Source organism: Pedobacter fastidiosus (assembly GCF_014306625.1).
GTDB classification, from domain to species: domain Bacteria; phylum Bacteroidota; class Bacteroidia; order Sphingobacteriales; family Sphingobacteriaceae; genus Pedobacter; species Pedobacter fastidiosus.
Genome location: NZ_JACRYL010000010.1, coordinates 146856 through 168033 on the forward strand (window position 1 = coordinate 146856; position 21178 = coordinate 168033).

Below are 21178 nucleotides of genomic sequence, written 5' to 3' on the forward strand. Positions count from 1 at the left end.
ATTTACTGAAGTAAAAACATCCAATTTAGATGCTAATGGTTGCTGCACTCTTAAAAATTGGCAAGGTAAACCAAAAAGTAGTACCAACGCCGAGTTTGCTATCTACACCTATTTTGCCCAAATGTTTTCTAATAATATCCTCACATATATATAAACCAAGCCCTAAGCCGGAATATGAACTATCGGCATTATCTACCCTGTAATATCTATCAAATAAATAGGCAAGTTTTTCTGCCCTTATACCAGGGCCCTTATCTATAACCGATAATTTTACGCTGTCTTGCTCTTGCTCAATCTTAATTGTTATTTCAAAAGATTTTGGTGCATATTTAATCGCATTATTAATGAAATTGGTCACCACCTGTCCAATTCTAATTGCATCAGAAAATACTTCGACATCCGCATTGCCAATAATATTTATGGAATACCTCGAATCGTTTATCAGGCTGTTGCATGAATCTGTAATACAATCAGATAGACTGCATCTTTTTTGATTGATCTGAAGCTGTCCCTCTTTTGCCATGCCTGTATTAAGCAGGTCTTCAATAAGTACGTTTACCTTATCAAGACCCTTATTTGCTTGTGAGATAAGAGCCGGAAATCTAGGAGAGGTGGGGTCGTCCTTAATTTTATCCAACAGTTGTAAAGATAGTTTAAGGCTTGTAATAGGTGTTTTTAATTCGTGACTAGCAATGCTGATAAAATCATCTTTCTGCTGTTGCAACAATCTGAGTTCTTGAATATCAGTAGCCGTTCCTATCCACATTCCAATATCGTTGGTTTCATTCATAATAGGCATTAATCTGATTAAGTGCCATCTATATTCCCCATCCGATCGTAGGATGCGACTCTGAAATTCTCCTCCAATTTTTCCATCAAGAATTGAAGTAAAAAGACCAAAACTTATTTTCAAATCTGCCTTATGTATTAAGCTATTGATTTTTAATAGGTCATTGTTTTTTTCTTGAAAACCAGTATAATCGAACCAACGCCTGTTAAAGAAAATGATCTTGCCTTTCAAGGTATTTGTCCAAGCAATTTGCGGAATGGTTTCCATCATGCTTCTAAATTGATGTTCGCTTTCTGCCAGTGCTTTTGTACGGTTTTCTACACGAATTTCAAGATCTTGATTCAGCTGAAAAAGTTCTAAGTTTATCAATTCTACTTTTTCCCGTTCAGCAATCAATAAACGATTTGAGATTAGAAGTTCTTGAGTCTGAATCCTAAGCTTTTCATCTGTTAATAATTTTTCCTTTTGTTCTAATACATCTTTCAGCGCCCTATTAATCTTTATTGGGAGCGTAAATAATTTATTTTTAGATACATAATCAGTTACGCCATCTTTGATTAACTCTACCGCATTTTCCTCACCAATTACTCCAGATACGATAATGAAAGGGATGGAAGGATATTTGTTCTGCTTAATTCTGAAAGCCGTTACGGCATCAAACGCAGGTAGCGAATAATCTGAAAGAATAATATCGGGGATGAAAGATAACAAAGCATCCTCAAATGAAGAACGAGTATGAACAATTTCTGCACTAAATGTGATACCCGATTTCTTGATCTCGCGGAGAAGCAAATCAGCGTCACTTTTGTTGTCTTCAACAATTAGAATTTTTAAGGGATTGGGCATTGGCATGTTTAGCTTGGAGGCTGATTAAGGATCATCCAATAAAGACCAATTTCTTTAATCGCATTGAAGAAGTTATCGCTATCAACTGGTTTTACAATGTAACTATTTGCACCAAGTGCAAAGCATTTTTCAACGTCAGGACCTTCGTTTGAGGAGGTAAGCATCACAACTGGGATTGACCTGAGCTGTGGATCTGACTTTAATTTTTCTAAAACCTGAATGCCCGAAACCTTTGGCATTTTAACATCTAAAAGTATTAATTTAGGTAAATCAGCACTATTTCTACTGCTGTAAATTCCTTTGCAGTAAAAAAAGTCAAGTGCTTCAGCACCATCAGTTAAATGATGGAGTTTGTTGGTAAACCCACTTTTTTTAAGAGCTCTTATTGTAAGAATTGCATCGTCCGTACTGTCTTCTACAAATAAAATTTCAATATTATCGTAATTCATATTTTCTATTTTTTTTATGCTTTATGCAAGCTAAAGTGGAAACAGGTTCCCTCCGTTAATTTTGATTCGGCCCAGATGGTACCGTTGTGGCGATGGATTATTTTTTGAACAATGGCAAGACCTATTCCTGTACCTTCAAATTCTTCTTGAGAATGCAAGCGTTGGAATACACCAAAAAGTTTATCGTAATATTGCATATCAAAGCCAGCACCTTCATCTTTAATGTAATACGTAACTTGGTTTCCCTTTAAAGATGCTCCAATTTCTATGCGGGTTTCTTTTTTATGGCTGGAGTATTTAATCGCGTTGGAAATTAGATTAATCCAAACTTGTTTAATTAAAGATTTATCCCCTTTAGCTGATGGAAGTAATTTGATGTCGAATTTTGGAATATTTTCATTTTCAGTAGGCAATATTTCTGCAATTACTTCTCCCAACAACTCATCCATATTAACAGTAGAGAATGTAACTTCCTTTCTGCCGAGTTTTGAAAAAGCCAAGAGATCATCAATAAGTTCACCCATTTTTTTAGAATTATGGATGATAGATTGTAGAACCAATTCCCCATCTGCATCAAAGCTTTCGCCGTAATCTTCTACTAATATTTTTGTGTACCCATTAATGGCTCTGATGGGGGCTCGTAGATCGTGCGATACCGAATAAGAAAAAGACTCTAATTCTTTATTGGCCGCCAACAACTGTGCAGTACGTTCAGTTACCTTTTGTTCCAATTCCTCATTTAGTACCCTTATGTCATCTTCAGCTTTCTTTAATTCTCGGTTGGCGGTTAACAACTCCACTGCTCTTTTCTCTTTTTCCTTATTCTGAAAAGCAAGTTCTTTATTTGCTAATACGAGTTCAGAAGCTCTCTTTTCCTTTTCTTCGTTTTGAAAAATCAGCTCTCTGTTTGCAATAATAAGTTCCTGAGCTCTCTTTTCTTTCTCTTCATTTTGAAACGCAAGTTCTTTATTTGCAATAACCAACTCTGCAGCTCTATCTTCCTTTTCCGAATTTTGAAAGATTAACTCTTTATTGGCAATTACCAATTCTGCTGCTCTGTTCTTTTTTTCGCTAGTTTGATAAAGCAGTTCCTTGTTCGCAATGTTAAGCTCTGCAGCTCTATTTTCCTTTTCCTCGTTCTGAAAAGCAATTTCCTTATTTGCGATGATCAGCTTATCTGAATCATTTTTTGTCATGTTGTGGTATAAAAGACAGTGAATTTTAAGGAAAGAGATGTGAAAAGATCAGATGACTGCCCGGGAGTTTTTATAAAGCTAACATAATATTCTCATCTATTGCATTAATATTAAAATACAAGCATTAGCACTTTCCTCCAAACTAATCTAATGTTAAATTGTTTATTGTTATATCTATCAAAATTGGAAAATTCAAGGCCACAGGATCTTGCCATCCTGGTTCAAAATAAACTTAAACTTACCATAAGTGCATTGCAGGTGCCAGAGCTTACAGTGCTCGAAAACCTGTTCGATTGTTTATATTTTTCAAGCATGTGTAAAGAGGAAAGCGAACTGATCAAAGTAACGGTTACCTTTATAGATCCTGCAAACCCAGATCCAAATCCGCCAAAATATAAGGTGCCCGAAAGGTGGAGTTGTGTTGCTTTTGAGAAACAGATCCCATTAGTTTCAAAATCACTTGCCAAATTGTCTAAAGCCGCCGATCCTTCGAGTTCGTCTTTGGCGGTTTATTACGATCAAAGCGGAAATCTCTTTATATGGGGCATGATAGATCAGGCGATGCATTATCAGAATTTTCTCAACTACGAATCGGATACGGATTCTGAACAGCCCTGACTATTTCAGGTTTCTATTAGCGATATTGGAACGCTGAATGTTCTTTTTGATTATGAGTTACTCGCAACCCTAAAGCACAATATACTTGTTAAACGCTATTTGGATGTATTAACCATCGGGCCTATTTCAAAAATATTAAGGAAAAATGCAGACTTTTTAAAGCTCGAGTTGAGAGCATATATTGAAAAGGCACATCCTTCAGAAAATTATGCGGATTGGGAAGATTTTTTGGATAACCTTTGGATTCAGACCTTCTCTAGATTGTGTTAAAAATTCAAAATTACCAGCACGGCGGTGCGATACTAATAGCCGATGATAGCGCAGATTTGGATGTTAAGTACCGAATTAATTATCAGCGCCTTACTTTAGCGATGGTTTCACATGCCAAGGCTTCTATTGATAACTTTGTGTCTGAAACCGCTATTGAACATGAATTTAATGGTGGCAAAAGATCGGTTAGCAAAAATTTTTATTTAACAGAATCTTACTCTTTCTACGATAAAAAGGGCACAGCCGATGAAATAAAGGGCGCCATAAGTTTTATAGCCTCCCAAAGCTGTGTTGATGGTATGGTGCTTTTTAACCGAAGAATGGAAACCAATGGCTTTGGTGCCGTATTGCGGGCGAAGAAAATGCCTCGAAAAATTTATATTTCCGCTACTTCTACCGCTACTCCAAAATCATTAAGTCCGCATGATCCGAGGCATTATGGCACAAGGCACAGATCTATGATAGCGTATTGTTGGAGCCATCCTTCGTCTCTCGGATTGGTCATTTCTCAAGATGGTGAAATCCGGGCATTTTCAAAAATCGAAAATAAACTGATTATGTGGGAAAATATTAAAACACAGCAATACCTAACCAACAAATCGCAAAGGCGCAAAAATATCAGAAAAAGTTCTTAGTTTAATTCTACGGCTTAATCCAATTAGGCCACTTTATCAATCAGTTTTAAAGAAGTATCAATTTCCCTTTTTCTAATTCTACTTAGAGTTTCCAATCTAATCGAGAGGTAACTTGCAACATAGCGAAGTGGAATTTGGCTCAGAAGGATTTGGTTATCCAACAACAATTGTTTGTAGCGATCTGATGCTCTTGTTATTCTTGCCAAAATAGATCTTTGCGAGGCGCCAAAATATTGAAGTGCAAGTACTTTCCTGCCAATTATATTTGATTCAGGATATTGATTGTAAATTCTATCGATAAATGAATGAGGTATGCAAACCAAGATGCAATCTTCCAAAGCCTGAAGATATTCTTGAGAAGAAAGACCACCCTCATTTAGATTTGGGATTGTACCAATAATTTGATTTTTAAAAGCAAACCATGTTGTAATGTCTTTACCACTGTCTCTAATAAATCCACGGGCTGTGCCTGTAACAATATAATATAAGAACAGGTTATTATCTAGAGGCGAATGTATGTACTTGCTTTTTTTTATTTTGGATACAATGCAATGTTGTCGATATTCAGAAGCGAGGCTTTCAGATAATTCATGGTATTGCCCTAAATAAGAAAGTAGAAGGGAAATTGCCAATTGATCTTCGTCTTTATAACTCATGAGGATTTCGTCTAAATTAAATTTAAGGGAACAAATTGCAATGGCGAAAGCAGAGCGCAGAGCACTCAAAAGTCAACTATTTTACATTTACAATACTGCCCGATTAGTGTGCTAGCCTGACAAAATTTGGTTTGTTGCACTCCATTTTAAAAAAATGAAAAAAGGATGGCATAGATGTTCACTTGGAACTTTGTATTTTACCCATCTAATCCCAGTAGAAAAGAAGATTAATGCCTAAACCATCCAATAACGCTCCTTTTGATTTGGAATATTTTTTTGAATTATCGCCAGATTTGCTTTGTGTAGCAGGTTATGATGGCTATTTTAAAAAAATTAACCCAGCCGTATCCAAAACTTTAGGCTATAGCAACGAAGAACTATTGGCGGCTCCAATTAATTCTTTCGTTCATCCTGCCGATAAGGAGCGTACCGGAAAAAGTAGAGATGGATTGCGGAAAGGCGAGGCGCTTTTACGTTTCGAAAATAGATATCTAGCGAAAGATGGAACTGCAGTATGGCTCTCTTGGACATCAATTCCGATAGAGCGTGATCGTGTGGTTTTTGCCATTGCGAAAGACATAACCTATAGGAAACAATTTGAGGAGTATGAACGGATTTCTGTGATCCTAATGCGCCTCAATACGGAACAAATTCAAAACTTTAAAATTCGTACACACGGTGTAAGCGAGGTAACTAAAAGTGAAGATCATAATCTGCAAAATTCCCAAGTAACAAGTCAGCCATCAGAATCTGATCAAACTTGGCTTAATGGTTTCGAAACTATTGTAAGAAAAAATATAGGCAAGCATGATTTAACCTTGAGTTTTATTGGTAGTGAAATGGCCATTAGCGAACGCCAATTATTTAGGCAGATTAATAGAATTTTGGGCATCACACCAAATAATTTAATCCGCATAATTAGGTTGCAAATGGCATGGGAAGCTATTGCTACTGGAAAATACCGAACTATAATGGAGATTGCTAACTTAGCAGGTTACAGCTCTAGGGCGTACTTCAAAAAACTTTTCGAACAGGTTTATGGGATAGATGTTGGCGAACTTATCTAGTGCAGAGCATTTATCCTGAGGTAATTTTTAAACCAGAATCCATTATCTTTCTTAGTTTTTTGCGGATTGGGAGATCAATAAAAATAAGAACTACAAAAGCAAAAGCGATTAGTGCAACAACGCCAATTGCCATTACAGGAATCATCTCATTCATCGTTGGTTTTTTGCTTTCTACATAACTCATAAACACCCATATAAATGGATAATGAACCATGTATAGTGGGTATGAAATTTCGCCTGAAAAACGGCAGATCCAACTCGATTTTTTCGCCAAGCTTACTCCAGCACCAAGAGCAATGAGGAAAGGAAAAAATAAAACAATGACCAATGGATCTATAATAAAATTGAATTTTTCTGAAAATGGAATAAGAAAGGCCAAAATCAATAGTATGCCAATTGTTGCAAAACCAAGTTTAGAAGGAATTTTCCATTTTGAACGATAGATAAGAATACCCGCTAAAAAGGAAAAAAACACTCTTGCTCCACCACCAAAAAAATTATCGCCTCCCCAGCCAACAGACAGATTTCCTGATTTAAAGGCTTCGTATCCAAGCAAAATTGCAGCTAGAATTGTTAAAAACCATAACACTTTATTTTTTAGCTTAATTAAAACAAATGCATAAACTAGGTTAGCTACATATTCCCAAAAAAGTGACCAAGTTGGTGGGTTAAGATGAAAAAAGTTGAAATATCGTTCATGAACAAGCGCATATGGAATCATTAAACAAGAAGCCACAAACATCCAAAAACTTCTACCTATGTAAGCATTGAATAAGTTGCTCATAGGATCGAAAGCAAAAGCAACCAGCCCTATAATCGAGCCAATGATAACCAAAGGATGTAATCGAATCAATCGAATTTTGAAAAAGTTCATCAAGCCAATGCTTTTCAGTTTCTGATCATAAGCGTAGGCAATTACAAAACCAGAAAGACAGAAGAAGAAATCTACTGCTAAATAAGCATGTGCAATAAAATTTTCTTTATAATCTGGAACGGCAATCTCCATAAAATGAAATATAACTACCGCAACAGCAGCAAGGCCACGAAGACCATCTAGAATTTCAAAATGAGGCTTTGTAAAAATTACGGGTTGTGAGGAGGTTTTGTGCATAAAATAAATTTTCAGGGCTAATCTTTTCTGGTTTTTTTAATCGGGTCTGAATCGAAAAAGATCCCACTCAAAACGGGGTTATCTCCCCTAACTAGGTTTATTCTAAATTTTGCAGATTTGTTGTATGCATAAGTTAAATACGTGCCACCGCTACAGCTTTCTACAATTTTAACTGGGGCAATTAATTTTGAAGTTTTTTCATCAAATAATTCCACCGAAATTTTCCGGCCTTTATTATCCCAATCTAAAAAATATAGAGATACCTTATAGTCTTGATTCCCTTTTATGCCGATGGTTGTGGTAAAAGTATTTCCAATTTGATCTGCATCCATAGCAAATAAACAGGCTGCGGTTCTGGGAAAACCGTTTCTTCGATCGGGAGCAAGGGCGTTCTGGCTGGTTGTTGCCGGATTCCAGACTGTATTTAATGGTAGATTATTGCCTTTAACTTTGTAATAATTTATAGCAGAAACGTAATTGGGAAGAGATTTTTTATCAATCCCATTTCCTTCGTAGTTGCAAAGTATATAACCATCCTTTCCGTAAGTTTTTCCCCAGTTTCCATGAGTAGTTGTATCTATTCCGGTAAACTTCGATTCAAAAATTTCTTTAGCTTCATAATATCGTGGCGTAGTTCCTTTGTACTTCACAGTAATCGAATATTTCCCTGGAAATACATCTTTAAGGTAAACAAATTCAGCATCTTCTACGGCATTGTTAATCCCTTAACCGGGTGATAAGTTCCATTCCACACCAGATTCCCATTTACTTTTATGCTTACAATATTTTTTTCAACCTTCGGAATTCCTATCCTACCAACACTTCCAGCAGGCGTTGAAATTGAACACAATCCTGTAGAAACATCAAAGCTTGCGCTAATATCTCCCCTTAAAGTTGGTGTTTTACCCGAAACGCTTGTGAGCGTTCTGCCCAGGTGTGGAAGAATATCAAATGTTGCAAAACCGGGTGATGTAGGTTTTATCCCAAGCACTTCCTCACTCAGCCATTTTGTAACGCCTGCACCCCACGGATGGCACAAACTGGTATAACCACATTGATTGCTCGGTACCACGCCATTAATGCCTACAGCATTATTCCATGATGGACGGTAATCCTCAAAAAAAGTTGTACCGCCATATTTTATTTGTCCACCCCACAAATCCTGGATCGAACTCAATGCATCATCGTATTTTTTCATCACGGCAAAGGCTTGAATTACAAAATATTGATTGAATGGAGAATAAGAAATCCGATTGATTTTATCCGTGAAACTGCTCTCGTAGATGGCATTTATTTCATTGCGATTTAAAAGGCGAGTGGTTACGGCATCCGCACCAGCATGAAGACCAAATTCTTGATACCAAAGGGGATTTTTTTTAAGTACCACTAACTTTTCATTTGTATAATCACTGTACTTTTTAAATAAATCCATCCGTCCATCGGCTTTCATCACTTCAGCAAATTCTTTCCAAACCCGAATAGAAAGCATTTTATAGGCATTTTGTGGCTCTGGTAAATTGGGATGTTCAAATCCTGCACCTAAACGTTCGTCCCAACCATAAAACTCTAAATTGGGATTAGTTCCATAAATTTTATAGGCATCATCCAACTTAGCACAGGCATTTTCTAAATAGTTCGCAAGTGTATTTTTATCGCCTGTATATTTATAGTAATCAATTAAACTCAAAACCCAATAAAGTGCATAGCTCTTAATGCCATTACTCTGGGTTGATGTATATGCAATGTTTTTTTTAATGAAGTCATAGTTTCCAAACGCAACCATTGATGCCGCCTGAGCCGGATGTGCATCACCTGTCCAAGAAAATCGATCACCACGATTCATTAAAATTGCACCAAGATAATCTTTAAGCAGGTTTAGTTTTACCGTGTAAGCGCCTGTGTACCAAATTTTAGTGAGTGTAGTATCACTACATGAAAAACTGCCATTGTAGTTTACGGGTTTTGTTTGACAAACCAACCTTAAACCCGTAATATGCCATGGGCCTACAAAAGATTTAACATGAATCCAACCAAATCTTACCCCTTCATACAACTCCGGATTCAGTTCCAAGCGGTAAGTATTGCCATACTTTTTGGGTGATCTTGTTTTTGGTTGATAGTTTGGAGCATAGTCTGGTGGTTGGTTGTATTCGCTAATGCTCATTTCTATTTTTCCAGTTAAATCAGGACTATCGAACTCAAGCCAGCCCGCATTGGTTTGGCCGAAATCAAAACGGATATATCCTTCGCCATTGACCAAAATTACGTTGCTTTTTTTAAAATTAACTGTGTTAAAACTATTTCGATTGGAAGTGATCCACCTAATAGGTTGTAGTATAAAACTCTCCAAGCCATCCGTTGCTTTGGGTTCTGTCCAATTATATTGAAATATGGGGTCTGGAGAATACGGATTAATAACTCCGGTTTTAGTGGCGGATAATGGAGGATAAATGTTTAATTGCGACCTCGCAGATATTCCAAGACACAACAAGCCAATTAAGAAAGGTAATTGTATAATTAATTTGGGTTTTCTATTGCTCATTGGTTATTTGGTTTTCTTTAATTTCAGTAAGTAAAAAAGGGTTTTACAATCTGATTTAGGTTTCCCCCCCCGTAAAAGATGGCAATAAAAATAACCATTACAAACCTGAATATTTGCTGTTTCAGGCCTCATTTATATGGGATATGATTTCCGAAGATATATTTTTTTATCCAATTGGATAAAAAATGCTTAACGAAACCTTTTAACTTTTAGATAGGAAAATGTCTCAATGTATATTGAGTTAATTATTCGATTATTGTGCTATTAAGTTCAGTAGGCGCTATGCCAAACCTTTTTTTGAAGGAATGCGAGAAGTGCGAAAGGCTCTCAAAGCCTAAGTCAAGGTAAATGGCTGAAGGCTTTTGGCGCTTGGTTTCAATAAAGTATTTAGCGGTATTTAGTCGCTTTTCTTGCAACCAATGACGTGGTGCTGAGCCAAAGGTTTTTTGAAAGTCGCGTTTGAAAGCCGCTAGGCTACGACCAGTTAACTGTGCAAATTTTTCGACGGGAATGTTGAAATGAAAGTTACTGAGCATAAACCTTTCCAAATCTATTTTGTGGTGGTCTGAAAAGTCAAATAAAAAGTTGCGGAGTTGGGGTAAAGCAAGGAGTAATAATTTAACTCCCTCCTTTACTTTAAGAATGCCCATTTCGTCTGTCATTTCTGCTCCAGAGCTTCGGGCATAAGGAACAATAGACTGAAAATACCCTTGCAGGAATTCGTTTGTTGGAATTAAAATATTGGGAGGACCAGCATATTTTTGGTCTGCTTCGAGCTTTTCTTCCAATGCTATTTTGCGCAGTAAATCTTCCTGAAGGGATATAACGATGGTTTCATAGTTTCCGCCAGGCAAAGGTGTTTTGGTAAGCGTACCCAATTGGTTTTTGCCAATCAGCAACATTTCTCCCCCAATCATAGAAATATGCTGCACTGATGTTTCCAGTATCAACTGCCCAGAAACTTGCAATATCAGGGTATGATAGTTCCATAAGCATGCTTTCTCCTTCCGCTCTGTAGAGAGATAAGAATAGAAGATTACACCGGGGAGAATTTCTGCTGGACTGGTCATTTTTAGCGTTGTAGGTAAGTGCCACCAAGTATAGCGCCTTTTGCAAAAGTAGCGTTTAAGTTGTGCATTTCTTCTGGCGTAAATACAATGTTCATAGCTTCGATGTTTTCTGGCAGGCGAGATCTTCGGCTCATACTCACTAAAGGCATAATGCTTTCTCCCTGCTCTTTTACCCAAGCTATTGCAACCTGTGTTGGTGTATAGCCTTTATTAATTGCAAATTGCTTTAAAAATTCTACTTTTTCTAAGTTATGAATTAAATTTTCTCCTTGAAAACGAGAGAAATGATTGCGGTAATCATGATCTGGAAGCGGAGCCTTCATCTCACCCGTTAGTAAGCCTTCAGCAGTATTGGCAAAAGCCACTATACCAATGCCCAATCCCCTCGCTGTCGGAAGCAGTTCTTTTTCTATCTCACGATCGGCCAGCGAATAGCCAATCTCCAAAGCACTTATGGGGTGAACAGCATTTGCCTTGCGAAGCTGATCGGGTGTGATTTCGGAAACGCCGATGTAACGCACTTTGCCTTCTTTGATTAGGTCGGCAACCGTTCCGATGATGTCTTCAACTGGCACACTATCATCCATTCGGCTTGGCTGGTAAAGGTCAATGGCTTCAATACCCAAACGGGTTAGCGAGTAATTTACAAAATTCTTGATGGCATTTGGATGAAGATCCATTCCCAGCCACTGACCGTTGTGAAAGATTGCTCCGAATTTCACACTGATAAAAGCATCGTCACGTCTTCCCTTAATGGCTTTACCAATCAGCATTTCATTATGGCCAGCGCCGTAAAAGTCTCCTGTGTTCAAAAAATTAATTCCACTATCCAAAGCCTCATGGATGGTAGCAATGCTTTCAGCCTCATTAGGTGTGGGGCCACCCCAGATAGATGACATTCGCATACAGCCCAAACCAAGTCTGGAAACTAACGGGCCATTTTTGCCCAATTGAATTCTTGTATTGTTTTTCATAATACAAAGATCTCGTTTCAAAAGAGTCACGGGTTTCTTGTATAGCTCAAATTACTTGTCTCTACGGCTCACTTAAAGCTTGCAATAAACCCGTTGAGTTAATATTTACAGCATAATATTTCGAAAAACATATCCATTTTTCTGAGCTGTTAATGTTTCTCTTTGCCGTAGGAATAAAATAGATCAATTTTTCGGCGAACATCCAACCCAAAACTTTTAACTCTTGTACGATGTTATTTTAGTACAACATATTATTTCAAGATTCGAAACTTTAACATAAGCGCCTCACTTTTTATAGATATCATAATGACTATAATCAAAAGAAATAAATGTTGACAGAAATTTATCTCATAAACAATTGTAAAGAAATTTTAAATGGCAAAACGCGGTCTGGTTTGGTTTAAGAATGATTTGAGACTGCATGATAACGAGGCGTTAACAAGGGCGCAGGAGGAATGTAACGGTCTACTTTTTTGTTACTGCATTGAAAAAAGTGACTATGAGAAATTGCAGCTAGGCTTCCAACGAGTAGATGTGATCCGATTTAAGTTTATGCAACAGTCTGTTCTTAATTTAAAGAAGAATCTTGAGGCTCTCGGGGCGCACTTAATTGTTGGAGATGTTTCAGCGGTTGTTACCTTGCCCGAGCTGATTGAGGAATACGGTATAACAGATGTATATGCCGAAAAGGAGTATGCAACTTACGAACTCGAGTTAATTGATCGCGTTGCGAAGGCTTTGCCAGACACAAGATTCCATTTTTTTTGGGGCAAAACACTTTACCATGAAGAAGATCTCCCTTTTGAAATTTCTAAAATTCCCCTCACAAGCAAAGCCTATCGGATTCCGGTTGGAAATCAGGCAGAGCCTCGTAAAACCTTCAGTCGCCCAGCTGAGTTAAATTCTGTTGCTAAAATAAAAACTAAAGATTTTCCTTCTTACAAGCTTTACGGGTTCGATAAAAAGGAATTTGAAAGTGCAAAGCCTTTTGTTGAGGGTGGCGAAACTGCCGCCTTGGAAAGATTAGAATATTATACATTCAAATCGGAGCTTTTAACAGGTTATAGATGGAGCAGAAATAAATCTGATGGACTGGACTATAGCTCTAAATTTTCGCCATATTTAGCATTGGGCTGTATTTCACCACGCGAAATATACCAAAAGATTAAAGATTACGAAGCAAAAGTCAAAAAAAATCAGAGTACTTGGTGGCTCGTTTTTGAGCTGGTGTGGAGAGATTACTTTACATTTAAGGCAATGCGTTTTGGACGTTCCATATTTCTAACCAAAGGCTATAAAAATAAAAATATAGATTGGGAAAACGACCCTTTAAAGTTTGCGAAATGGTGTCAAGGTAATACAGGAATTCCTTTTATCGATGCGCACATGAGGCAACTTAACCAAACTGGATATATGAGTAATCGCGGGCGAGTTAACTGCGCCAGCTATCTCGTGCACGATTTAAAGATAGATTGGACTTGGGGCGCTTCTTATTTTGAATCTAAATTGATCGATTATGATGTCACCTCGAATTGGATGAACTGGCATATGCAGGCATTCGAAATTTGGTATACCAATCCTGTGCACCAATCCAACAAATACAAGGCACAAGATTTTATCCGGCACTGGGTTCCAGAACTTTTGGAAAAAAATAACATCGAAGTTCTAATCCCCTGGGCGTTCGATATTCCAGCGTATGCCAAACCTATTGAAGTATATAAAAAGTGGGGCAGGGCAATTGGCTTAATCCAAAAACTGACAGTTTGATTGAGTATGCCAATTTTTTTATCTAGAAAAGAAAACAGTTGGCTTTTGGTGTTCAGATTTAAAACGAGACAAACATTGGATGCTCCCAATCATCACTTGTGTTTGCCGGATGCCCTTTCCATAAAAAAATACTTATTAGCATAGTATTCAAAACGAAATTTTGGAACCTTCAGGTTTTGGAAATTGAACAATAATTTAATCATTTAGGGTTACTTTTTTAGTTCAAACCAATTGTATTTTAATTTAAGATTATTCAAATTTTTTATAAAATAAGTATAGTGAGATTTAAAGTTGATGCCATTCTTCTTTTATAAAAGTTGGGGCATTTCCCCATATTTTGTTTGCATTTTTCCCCAAAAATCCCCACCCCAAAAATTCTATAGGTTTTGAAAGTGGTTTATATCAATCATTTCGTTCTGGCTTAATAATTGGCTATCCCAATGTGGCTTAACTAGAAATAATGTGAGCCGGAAATTAAACAAATTAACGCCTGTGACTATAACTTTTACATTACGTGTAAGGCTTTTGTCTTTCATTATATCTTTTCTATGTATTTCATTTTCTTACGCCCAGTCGAGCAAAAATTCTGATAGTGCGAAAGTTAAGCGCTTTGCGATTAACGCAGTAGCGCAATTGGATCAAAACAACCATTATACAGAATACCTAAATCCCACCGATTTAAATGAATTGCCCATTGGCCTAAAACGAACAGTTAACAATATAACTTATAAAATAGCCATTAGCAGTGCCGTATTTCATTCAACTTATGCTGAGCTTACCGTATTTGCCAAAGTCGAGATTCCTCAAAAACCTGGCTCACTGTTTTTCGGTATCAGCGGGCTAAAGCTTTCCTATGAGGGTGGAATAATAGGAGATGCCAAATTGATGTTGTTGGGTGATATCCCTATAGACATAAACGGGGGCAATAGCAAGGTTATATTAAAGGGCGGCTTCAACTTATCCAATGGGCAGGCAATAGACGATCTGACCTATATTACTATGGACTGTAAGGGATTTAAGGAGCTGGGACTTGCTGCTGAAGTTACTTTTCCACGAAACCTTTTGATTCCTTGTGACAATACAGGTGAAATTATAAAGGATGAAACCAAAAAAGTTACGGGCTCATTTAAAACAGTTGTAAAAGACTGGAATGATATTCTTGTCAATATTAGTTTGCCAAAATTCCAGGTCAATAAGCTGAATGATGTGGTGTTTACAGTATCAAATGCAACAATAGACCTTAGCGATACGCAAAATAGCCCAGCCATTGCTTTTCCACCAGGATATGAGCTTAATTACATGAATTATCCCAGCCCTGCAATGTGGAGAGGTGTATACATTCAGACCTTGGAAGTTATGTTGCCAAAAGCTTTTGCAAAAAGAAACAGTGCTACACGGATAAGCTTTGGCGCAAACAACCTGATTATTGATAATAATGGGGTAAGTGGAAGCTTTTACGGGAAAAATATTTTGCCCTACAACGAAGGCTCTGCCTCGGGCTGGAAATTTTCTGTTGATGAATTTAATGTAGACCTGGAGGCAAACCGATTGGTTGGAGCCGGCTTTAAAGGTAATATAGGCATTCCGATAGCAGACAAAGATTCATTAAAATATGAAGCGGTAATAACTACGGATAATAAGTACTGGCTAACCGTTGCGCCAAAAGGCAAAATAGATTTTAGTATCTGGAAAGCTAAGGTGACCCTCGATTCCAATTCTTATGTTAAACTTTTGGTTGACAACAATAAATTTTTGCCAGAAGCCAATTTAACAGGGAGAATGGATATAGAAGCTGGTAAAGATTCTTCTTCTACAAAATCACTGGCAAGTTTTAAAGGGATTGAATTTAGGGCCCTACGTTTAAAAACTGTAGCACCTTACCTAACTGTGGAATATTTTGGTTATAAAGGAGAACTGAAACTGGCAAACTTTCCTGTTTCCATTGATAATATTGCACTTACTGCAACTGGAGCCAATGCGAGTTTGGCCTTTGGTCTAAAGGTCACTTTAATGGATGAAGCATTTAAGGCTGATACACGTTTACATCTGGATTCAAAATTTGTACAGGATAACGGTTTCCAAAAATGGAAGTTTGACAAGGTTGGGCTTTCGGCAATAGAGATAAAGGGCGTTGATATAGGTGGAGTAACCCTAAATGGCATGATCAACATCATGCAGGACGACCCTATTTACGGTGATGGCTTTGGAGGCGGCATTAATATCAAGATAAAATCTTTGGGCAACGTAGATGTTAACGTAAGGTCTATTTTTGGGCGCAAAAACTTTAGGTACTGGTTCGTGGATGGCAAGGCGAAGTTTGGTAATGGCGTACCAATAGCTGGACCACTAAACTTGGAGGGCTTTTCAGGTGGCGTTTATTACAGGATGAGCAAAATGAACCAGAACGTAAACTCAGGTTCGTCAAGTTTAATGCCCGAGTACAAACCCGACTCAGCTATGGGGCTGGGCGTAAAGGCCGGGGTCATGTTCAATATTACCAAAAGCGAGGTTGCCAATGGGATGGTCGAATTTGAAATGGCTTTTAATAAAAATGGCGGTTTAAGTTATATAGGCCTGTTTGGCAGTGCAAAATTTATGGGCAAGATTCCCATTGTAGGCGATTTGCTAGATGAAGCTACTGCTGTATTGGGAGATGTACAGGACCAGATACAGGAAAAGTTGAAAGGCCTGTCCGATGCTCTAAAATTGGAAAAACTTGAAAGTATCAAAAAACTGACTATTGATGATCCACAGGCTACCGCAAGGGATGTTAGGACAAAAGTGGATTTTACAGAGGGTTTGGGCGCTTACGTAGGTATCAGTTATGATTTTCAGAATAAAACCTTCCATGCAAATTTTGATATTTACATTAATGCGGCTATGGGGCTATTGCGTGGAGTAGGCGCAAATAACCGTGCAGGTTATGCTGTACTTCATTTTGCACCCAAAGAATGGTATGTGTATATGGGTACACCTACCGATCCAATTGGCATACAGGTAGGTTTGGGAAGTTTTAGCATCAAAACCCAATCTTATTTTATGCTCGGCACCAAAATACCCGGCTCACCGGCTCCACCACAGGAGGTAGCCGATATTCTTGGTGTAGATATGGCTCAGCTGGATTACATGAGGGATTTAAATGCATTGGGAAATGGAAGAGGTTTTGCGTTTGGCTCAAGGCTATCTGTTGAAACAGGAGATATTACCTTCCTGATTTTATATGCCAATTTTAAAGCTGGTGTTGGTTTCGACCTCATGCTTAAAGAATACCCTGATGCACATTGCGAGGGCAGTTCTGAACCTATTGGTATACATGGCTGGTATGCAAATGCACAGGCTTATGCCTATTTGCAGGGGGAACTGGGGATAAAAGTCAAGCTATGGTTCCTGAAAGCAAAAATACCGATCATAAGGGCTGGCGTGGCTGCATTGTTACAAGCAAAATTGCCAAATCCATCATGGTTTAGGGGATATCTAGGCGTACAGTACAATGTGTTGGGCGGCCTGATCAAAGGACGTGCAAATTTCAAGGTTCAATTGGGCAATGAATGTAAAATAGTGGGAGGAGGTCAGGAAAGCCCAGTAGGCATAAATGTAATTTCGGATATTTCGCCAAAAGCCAAAGAAGGAGTCGATGTATTTGCCGCACCACAGGCCGCGTTTAACTTCCCTGTTGAAAAGGATATCCCGATTACAGATGAACAGGGCACCAAAACATTTAAGATAAAACTCGAAAAATTTGAACTGACAAAAGCAGGTCTGCCAATTGCAGGGAGACTCGAATGGAACTCGGGCAAAGATGCCGTTTCTTTTATCTCATCAGAGATACTACCCCCAAATTCAGATCTTAAAGTTTATGCAAAAGTAAGTTTTATGGAACTGAAAGGCGGCAGCTGGCAAACCGTTTACATGGATGGCAAAAAATCTGAAGAAGAGAAATCAATTGATTTTAAAACGGGGGCGGCACCAGAAATAATCCCGCTTACCAACGTAGAATATAGCTGGCCAGTTGTTGAACAGCGGAATTTCTATAAATCTGAAAGTACCGCCGGCTATGTACAGCTTAAACGCGGACAGACCTATTTGTTTACTGTTCCTGGCTTTAAACAGAATTTAACGTTTAAAAAGGAAAATGGTAATGCCGTACCTGTGTCTTTCGCATACGATGAAACCAATAAGCGGTTGAAATTTGATCTGCCATTCATGGATTTAAATAGTATTTATACCTATGAACTGGTAAGTAAGTCACAGGGATCAATTACGGGTAGTACTACAACCGTAATACAGACCACCACTGCCGAAGGAGATACCACAAACATTACCAATAAAGCTGCTCAGGATGTGGTTAAGGAAGATGGCGGAAAGGTTATATTGGGCTATACTTTCCATAGCAGCGCATTCGAAACTTTTGGTGCAAAAGTAAATTCGATATCGGGAACAGTAGGTATAACCAATAAAATATCATCAGATGTGATCAGCATACAGAACCAGGTAAATACATATGAGGCATTTGATCTGGCTGAACTTTCGGGTACGGCTTATACCGATAACAAACCTTTATTGCAGCCTATAGCCTTACTTGATAACAATTACTATCAACAGGATATTTATCCACGCAATTATCAGCAATATCCTATAGCCAATGATATTTTTATCACCAACCGCGATACGACGGAACTTGGACTTCAGCCTATTAAATCACTGCCAATTTCATTAAGTTATTTATCAAATGTAGAACAGGGCAATTTTAATACCCAGTTTGTAAATCAGCGTCTTCCATACATCTACGATTTGGTCAAAATCTATAAATCAGATTTTTTGAACCTGCAAAGCCAAGTGGTAAATCGTTATCTGGGTACTCCTCAGCAGGCAAGTTACGAATGGCTGATCAATGGATATTTCCCATTTATGCGCCAGGGCATGTATAAAGTCCAGTACCGATTCATCCTGCCAGACGGAAAAATCGGTACAACGGCTATCGTTCAATACAATAACCCAATACAGTAGTTGGTAGCTACTTACAATTAGACTAGAAAGATGAAAACAGATAAAATTTGCACCCCATGTAACTATAAACAAAAAATATTTTTTTACCAAGTCTGGATATTTACTGTCCTGTTGTTTATGGCACAAATAGGTATAGGCCAGCAAAAAGACAAACCAGCCTCAAAACAGAAAGCAGCCATTAAAACAATGGCCAGACCTTCCAAAAAAGAAAATGTAATCTACATCCGTTGGGGGGTAACCACAGCAGAAGCCTGGAAAATGAGCAACCAGTACGGTTTTGATGTAGAGCGCTATACTGTGCTGAGGGATAAGAAAATGCTGGCGAAACCCGAACGTAAGTTTATAGCAAAAGCATTAAAACCAAAACCTCTTGCCGAATGGGAAACTTTGGCAAAAAAAGACAATTATGCTGCTGTGATTGCACAGGCAATATATGGTAAAGAATTTGAAATGACGGGTACTGCATCAGGTGGACTCACCAATATCATGGCGCAGTCTCAACAGCTCGATCAACGTTTCGGCTTCTCATTATACGCTGCAGATATGAGCTTTGAGGGTGCAAAACTGGCCGGTTGGGCTTACACCGATGCCGATGTTAAACCGAATGAAAAATATTTTTATAAAATCAAATCGGCAATCCCGGGTAAAACATTAAAAATAGACTCAGCGGGGGCTTATATTGGCTTAGCTGATTACGAAGAACTGCCAAAAATACAAGAGGTGGCCAGTAATTTTGGCAACAAAACGATAACGTTAAGTTGGGATTACGGAAGATTGGTTGGTGATTATAATGCCTACTACATTGAAAAATCAGTTGATGGAGGCAATACTTTTAAAAAGATAAGCGATCTTCCAATAAGCAATATGAATGCAGAGGACGGCAATGGTACAAGAAGGATGTACTATATAGATTCTTTGAACAATAACCAGCTTAATTATCAATATCGCATTGCAGGTATTAATCCTTTTGGTGAAATGGGACCTTATTCGCCAATTTTAGCCGGTAAGGGCAAAACATTGCTGGCTTATGTGCCGAATATCCGAAGCAAGACAATTGATGAGAAAGGTGTTTTAAAAATGAGCTGGGAATTTGATGAAAACGGAAATGATCAGATTTCGGGCTTTATATTAAGCCAGGCATTAAAATCAGAAGGGCCGTATAAAGAAGTCGTAAAAAATATTCCGACTGCCCAACGTAGTTTGAGTTATGATAAACTGGAATCCAGCAATTACTTTACCATAACAGCTGTAGCAAAGGAGGGAGAAGGTCGTACTTCTTACCCGGTGCTGGTCCAGCCTGTCGATTCGGTTCCTCCTGCAGTACCAACCGGTTTGATGGCCGTAATAGATACAACCGGAAAAGTAAACCTGAAATGGAATGCCAATACAGAAAAAGATCTATTGGGCTATAAAATCTACAGGGCACTGGCCAAGGGAGAAGAGGCTGTTCCCCTCGTAGATTCAGTTTGGTATATAAACAGCTATAGAGATATCCTGTCTCTTAAAATGATGAACAAAAAAGCCTATTACGGAGTTTCAGCATTAGACCAGCGCTTCAATCAATCAGCTATTTCTCCCTTAATCGAACTTAAAAAACCAAATATCATCCCACCATCGCCAGCGGTGATCACAAAATTCCGGACAGATTCCGGACGGGTAAGTTTAAAGTGGGTCAACAGTACCGATGAAGATATTGAAAGCCACGCCATTTACAGGCGGGCGGCACCAGATAGCCCCTGGGTAGAATTAAGGCTTTTTCCGGGAAAACTGACCAATAATTACACTGATGAGAAGATCAGATCGGAGAAAAACTACCAGTATGTGGTTGAGGTTAAAGCCGAGGGCGGGCTTAAAACACGTTCTGAAATATTGAGCATCCAAACACCGCCGAACGCTGCAGACAGACCTATAATTACCCGTTTTTATGCTTATCCAGATGTTACAAACCGCAGAATTGAGCTAAGTTGGGACGATAAGATAATAAAAGTAAAAGAATATCAAATTTATAAAGCTATTAAAGGAACCCCACTTTCTTTATGGAAAGTGGTTGAAGCACCTCATAAAGGGATTTATGATATAGACCTCAAACCAAATACCGAATACGAATATGCCATAATGGCTATTTTGCAAAGTGGTTCTTTTAGTGAAATAAAAACGGTGGGGATTAAATATTAGAACTT

15 protein-coding genes are annotated in these 21178 nt (G+C 38.1%); 6 read left to right on the forward strand and 9 right to left on the reverse strand.

What is annotated here, in order from left to right:
• Positions 1-25: 25 nt before the first annotated feature.
• From H7U22_RS12860 to H7U22_RS12870, 3 genes are read right to left on the reverse strand one after another with little or no spacing between them, the layout of a single operon-like run.
• Entirely contained in the window at positions 26-1636 is a 1611-nt protein-coding gene (locus H7U22_RS12860; RefSeq protein WP_187071759.1) for an ATP-binding response regulator, read from the reverse strand.
• Between the two features lie 8 nt (positions 1637-1644).
• Complete coding sequence (locus H7U22_RS12865; protein ID WP_187071760.1) at positions 1645-2085, reverse strand: response regulator; 441 nt, start codon at positions 2083-2085, stop codon at positions 1645-1647.
• A 14-nt stretch (positions 2086-2099) separates the two neighbouring features.
• Complete coding sequence (locus tag H7U22_RS12870) at positions 2100-3281, reverse strand: sensor histidine kinase (protein ID WP_187071761.1); 1182 nt, start codon at positions 3279-3281, stop codon at positions 2100-2102.
• A 150-nt stretch (positions 3282-3431) separates the two neighbouring features.
• Between H7U22_RS12870 and H7U22_RS23085 the strand changes: the two genes are divergently transcribed.
• Both H7U22_RS23085 and H7U22_RS23090 read left to right on the forward strand, forming a co-directional pair.
• Positions 3432-3899: a putative sensor domain DACNV-containing protein gene (locus H7U22_RS23085; protein ID WP_248284745.1), complete on the forward strand. Its 468-nt coding sequence runs from the start codon at positions 3432-3434 to the stop codon at positions 3897-3899.
• A 263-nt stretch (positions 3900-4162) separates the two neighbouring features.
• Positions 4163-4804 carry a hypothetical protein gene (locus H7U22_RS23090; protein WP_248284746.1) on the forward strand — a complete coding sequence of 214 codons (642 nt, stop codon included), beginning with the start codon at positions 4163-4165 and terminating at the stop codon, positions 4802-4804.
• A gap of 23 nt (positions 4805-4827) precedes the next feature.
• Here the strand turns inward: H7U22_RS23090 and H7U22_RS12880 are convergent, their stop codons facing one another.
• Complete coding sequence (locus tag H7U22_RS12880) at positions 4828-5460, reverse strand: Crp/Fnr family transcriptional regulator (RefSeq protein WP_187071762.1); 633 nt, start codon at positions 5458-5460, stop codon at positions 4828-4830.
• Between the two features lie 230 nt (positions 5461-5690).
• On the opposite strand from H7U22_RS12880, the gene H7U22_RS12885 reads away from it, so the two are divergent.
• Positions 5691-6527: a PAS domain S-box protein gene (locus tag H7U22_RS12885; protein ID WP_187071763.1), complete on the forward strand. Its 837-nt coding sequence runs from the start codon at positions 5691-5693 to the stop codon at positions 6525-6527.
• A gap of 10 nt (positions 6528-6537) precedes the next feature.
• Here H7U22_RS12885 and H7U22_RS12890 read toward each other — a convergent pair whose 3' ends face one another.
• The 5 genes from H7U22_RS12890 to H7U22_RS12910 all read right to left on the reverse strand — a co-directional run bounded on the left by H7U22_RS12890 (position 6538) and on the right by H7U22_RS12910 (position 12224).
• Positions 6538-7638: an acyltransferase family protein gene (locus H7U22_RS12890; protein ID WP_187071764.1), complete on the reverse strand. Its 1101-nt coding sequence runs from the start codon at positions 7636-7638 to the stop codon at positions 6538-6540.
• 17 nt (positions 7639-7655) lie between these two features.
• The gene (locus H7U22_RS12895; RefSeq protein WP_187071765.1) at positions 7656-8288 is read right to left on the reverse strand and encodes a hypothetical protein; all 633 of its coding nucleotides are present in this window, start codon (positions 8286-8288) and stop codon (positions 7656-7658) included.
• A 56-nt stretch (positions 8289-8344) separates the two neighbouring features.
• A complete protein-coding gene (locus H7U22_RS12900; RefSeq protein ID WP_187071766.1) occupies positions 8345-10180 on the reverse strand; it encodes an alpha-L-rhamnosidase C-terminal domain-containing protein in 1836 nt (611 codons plus the stop codon).
• A gap of 245 nt (positions 10181-10425) precedes the next feature.
• Complete coding sequence (locus tag H7U22_RS12905) at positions 10426-11250, reverse strand: helix-turn-helix domain-containing protein (protein WP_187071767.1); 825 nt, start codon at positions 11248-11250, stop codon at positions 10426-10428.
• A 2-nt stretch (positions 11251-11252) separates the two neighbouring features.
• Positions 11253-12224: an aldo/keto reductase gene (locus H7U22_RS12910; protein WP_187071768.1), complete on the reverse strand. Its 972-nt coding sequence runs from the start codon at positions 12222-12224 to the stop codon at positions 11253-11255.
• 375 nt (positions 12225-12599) lie between these two features.
• Here H7U22_RS12910 and H7U22_RS12915 point away from each other — a divergent pair, with 375 nt between their 5' ends.
• The 3 genes from H7U22_RS12915 to H7U22_RS12925 all read left to right on the forward strand — a co-directional run bounded on the left by H7U22_RS12915 (position 12600) and on the right by H7U22_RS12925 (position 21173).
• Positions 12600-13991 (forward strand): DASH family cryptochrome, encoded by a 1392-nt coding sequence (locus H7U22_RS12915; protein WP_187071769.1) that lies wholly within the window; start codon positions 12600-12602, stop codon positions 13989-13991.
• Positions 13992-14483: 492 nt separating this feature from the next.
• Positions 14484-18998: a hypothetical protein gene (locus H7U22_RS12920; RefSeq protein WP_187071770.1), complete on the forward strand. Its 4515-nt coding sequence runs from the start codon at positions 14484-14486 to the stop codon at positions 18996-18998.
• A gap of 117 nt (positions 18999-19115) precedes the next feature.
• The gene (locus H7U22_RS12925) at positions 19116-21173 is read left to right on the forward strand and encodes a fibronectin type III domain-containing protein (protein ID WP_187071771.1); all 2058 of its coding nucleotides are present in this window, start codon (positions 19116-19118) and stop codon (positions 21171-21173) included.
• Positions 21174-21178 lie beyond the last annotated feature (5 nt).

What these genes read in the sequence shown, in the direction of transcription:
- H7U22_RS12865 (WP_187071760.1), bottom strand. Translation starts at nt 2,085, where the DNA reads ATGAATTACGATAATATTGAAATTTTATTTGTAGAAGACAGTACGGAC.
- H7U22_RS12915 (WP_187071769.1), top strand. Translation starts at nt 12,600, where the DNA reads ATGGCAAAACGCGGTCTGGTTTGGTTTAAGAATGATTTGAGACTGCAT.
- H7U22_RS12925 (WP_187071771.1), top strand. Translation starts at nt 19,116, where the DNA reads ATGGCACAAATAGGTATAGGCCAGCAAAAAGACAAACCAGCCTCAAAA.
- H7U22_RS12870 (WP_187071761.1), bottom strand. Translation starts at nt 3,281, where the DNA reads ATGACAAAAAATGATTCAGATAAGCTGATCATCGCAAATAAGGAAATT.
- H7U22_RS12860 (WP_187071759.1), bottom strand. Translation starts at nt 1,636, where the DNA reads ATGCCCAATCCCTTAAAAATTCTAATTGTTGAAGACAACAAAAGTGAC.
- H7U22_RS12905 (WP_187071767.1), bottom strand. Translation starts at nt 11,250, where the DNA reads ATGACCAGTCCAGCAGAAATTCTCCCCGGTGTAATCTTCTATTCTTAT.
- H7U22_RS23085 (WP_248284745.1), top strand. Translation starts at nt 3,432, where the DNA reads ATGTTAAATTGTTTATTGTTATATCTATCAAAATTGGAAAATTCAAGG.
- H7U22_RS12880 (WP_187071762.1), bottom strand. Translation starts at nt 5,460, where the DNA reads ATGAGTTATAAAGACGAAGATCAATTGGCAATTTCCCTTCTACTTTCT.
- H7U22_RS12890 (WP_187071764.1), bottom strand. Translation starts at nt 7,638, where the DNA reads ATGCACAAAACCTCCTCACAACCCGTAATTTTTACAAAGCCTCATTTT.
- H7U22_RS12885 (WP_187071763.1), top strand. Translation starts at nt 5,691, where the DNA reads ATGCCTAAACCATCCAATAACGCTCCTTTTGATTTGGAATATTTTTTT.
- H7U22_RS12900 (WP_187071766.1), bottom strand. Translation starts at nt 10,180, where the DNA reads ATGAGCAATAGAAAACCCAAATTAATTATACAATTACCTTTCTTAATT.
- H7U22_RS12910 (WP_187071768.1), bottom strand. Translation starts at nt 12,224, where the DNA reads ATGAAAAACAATACAAGAATTCAATTGGGCAAAAATGGCCCGTTAGTT.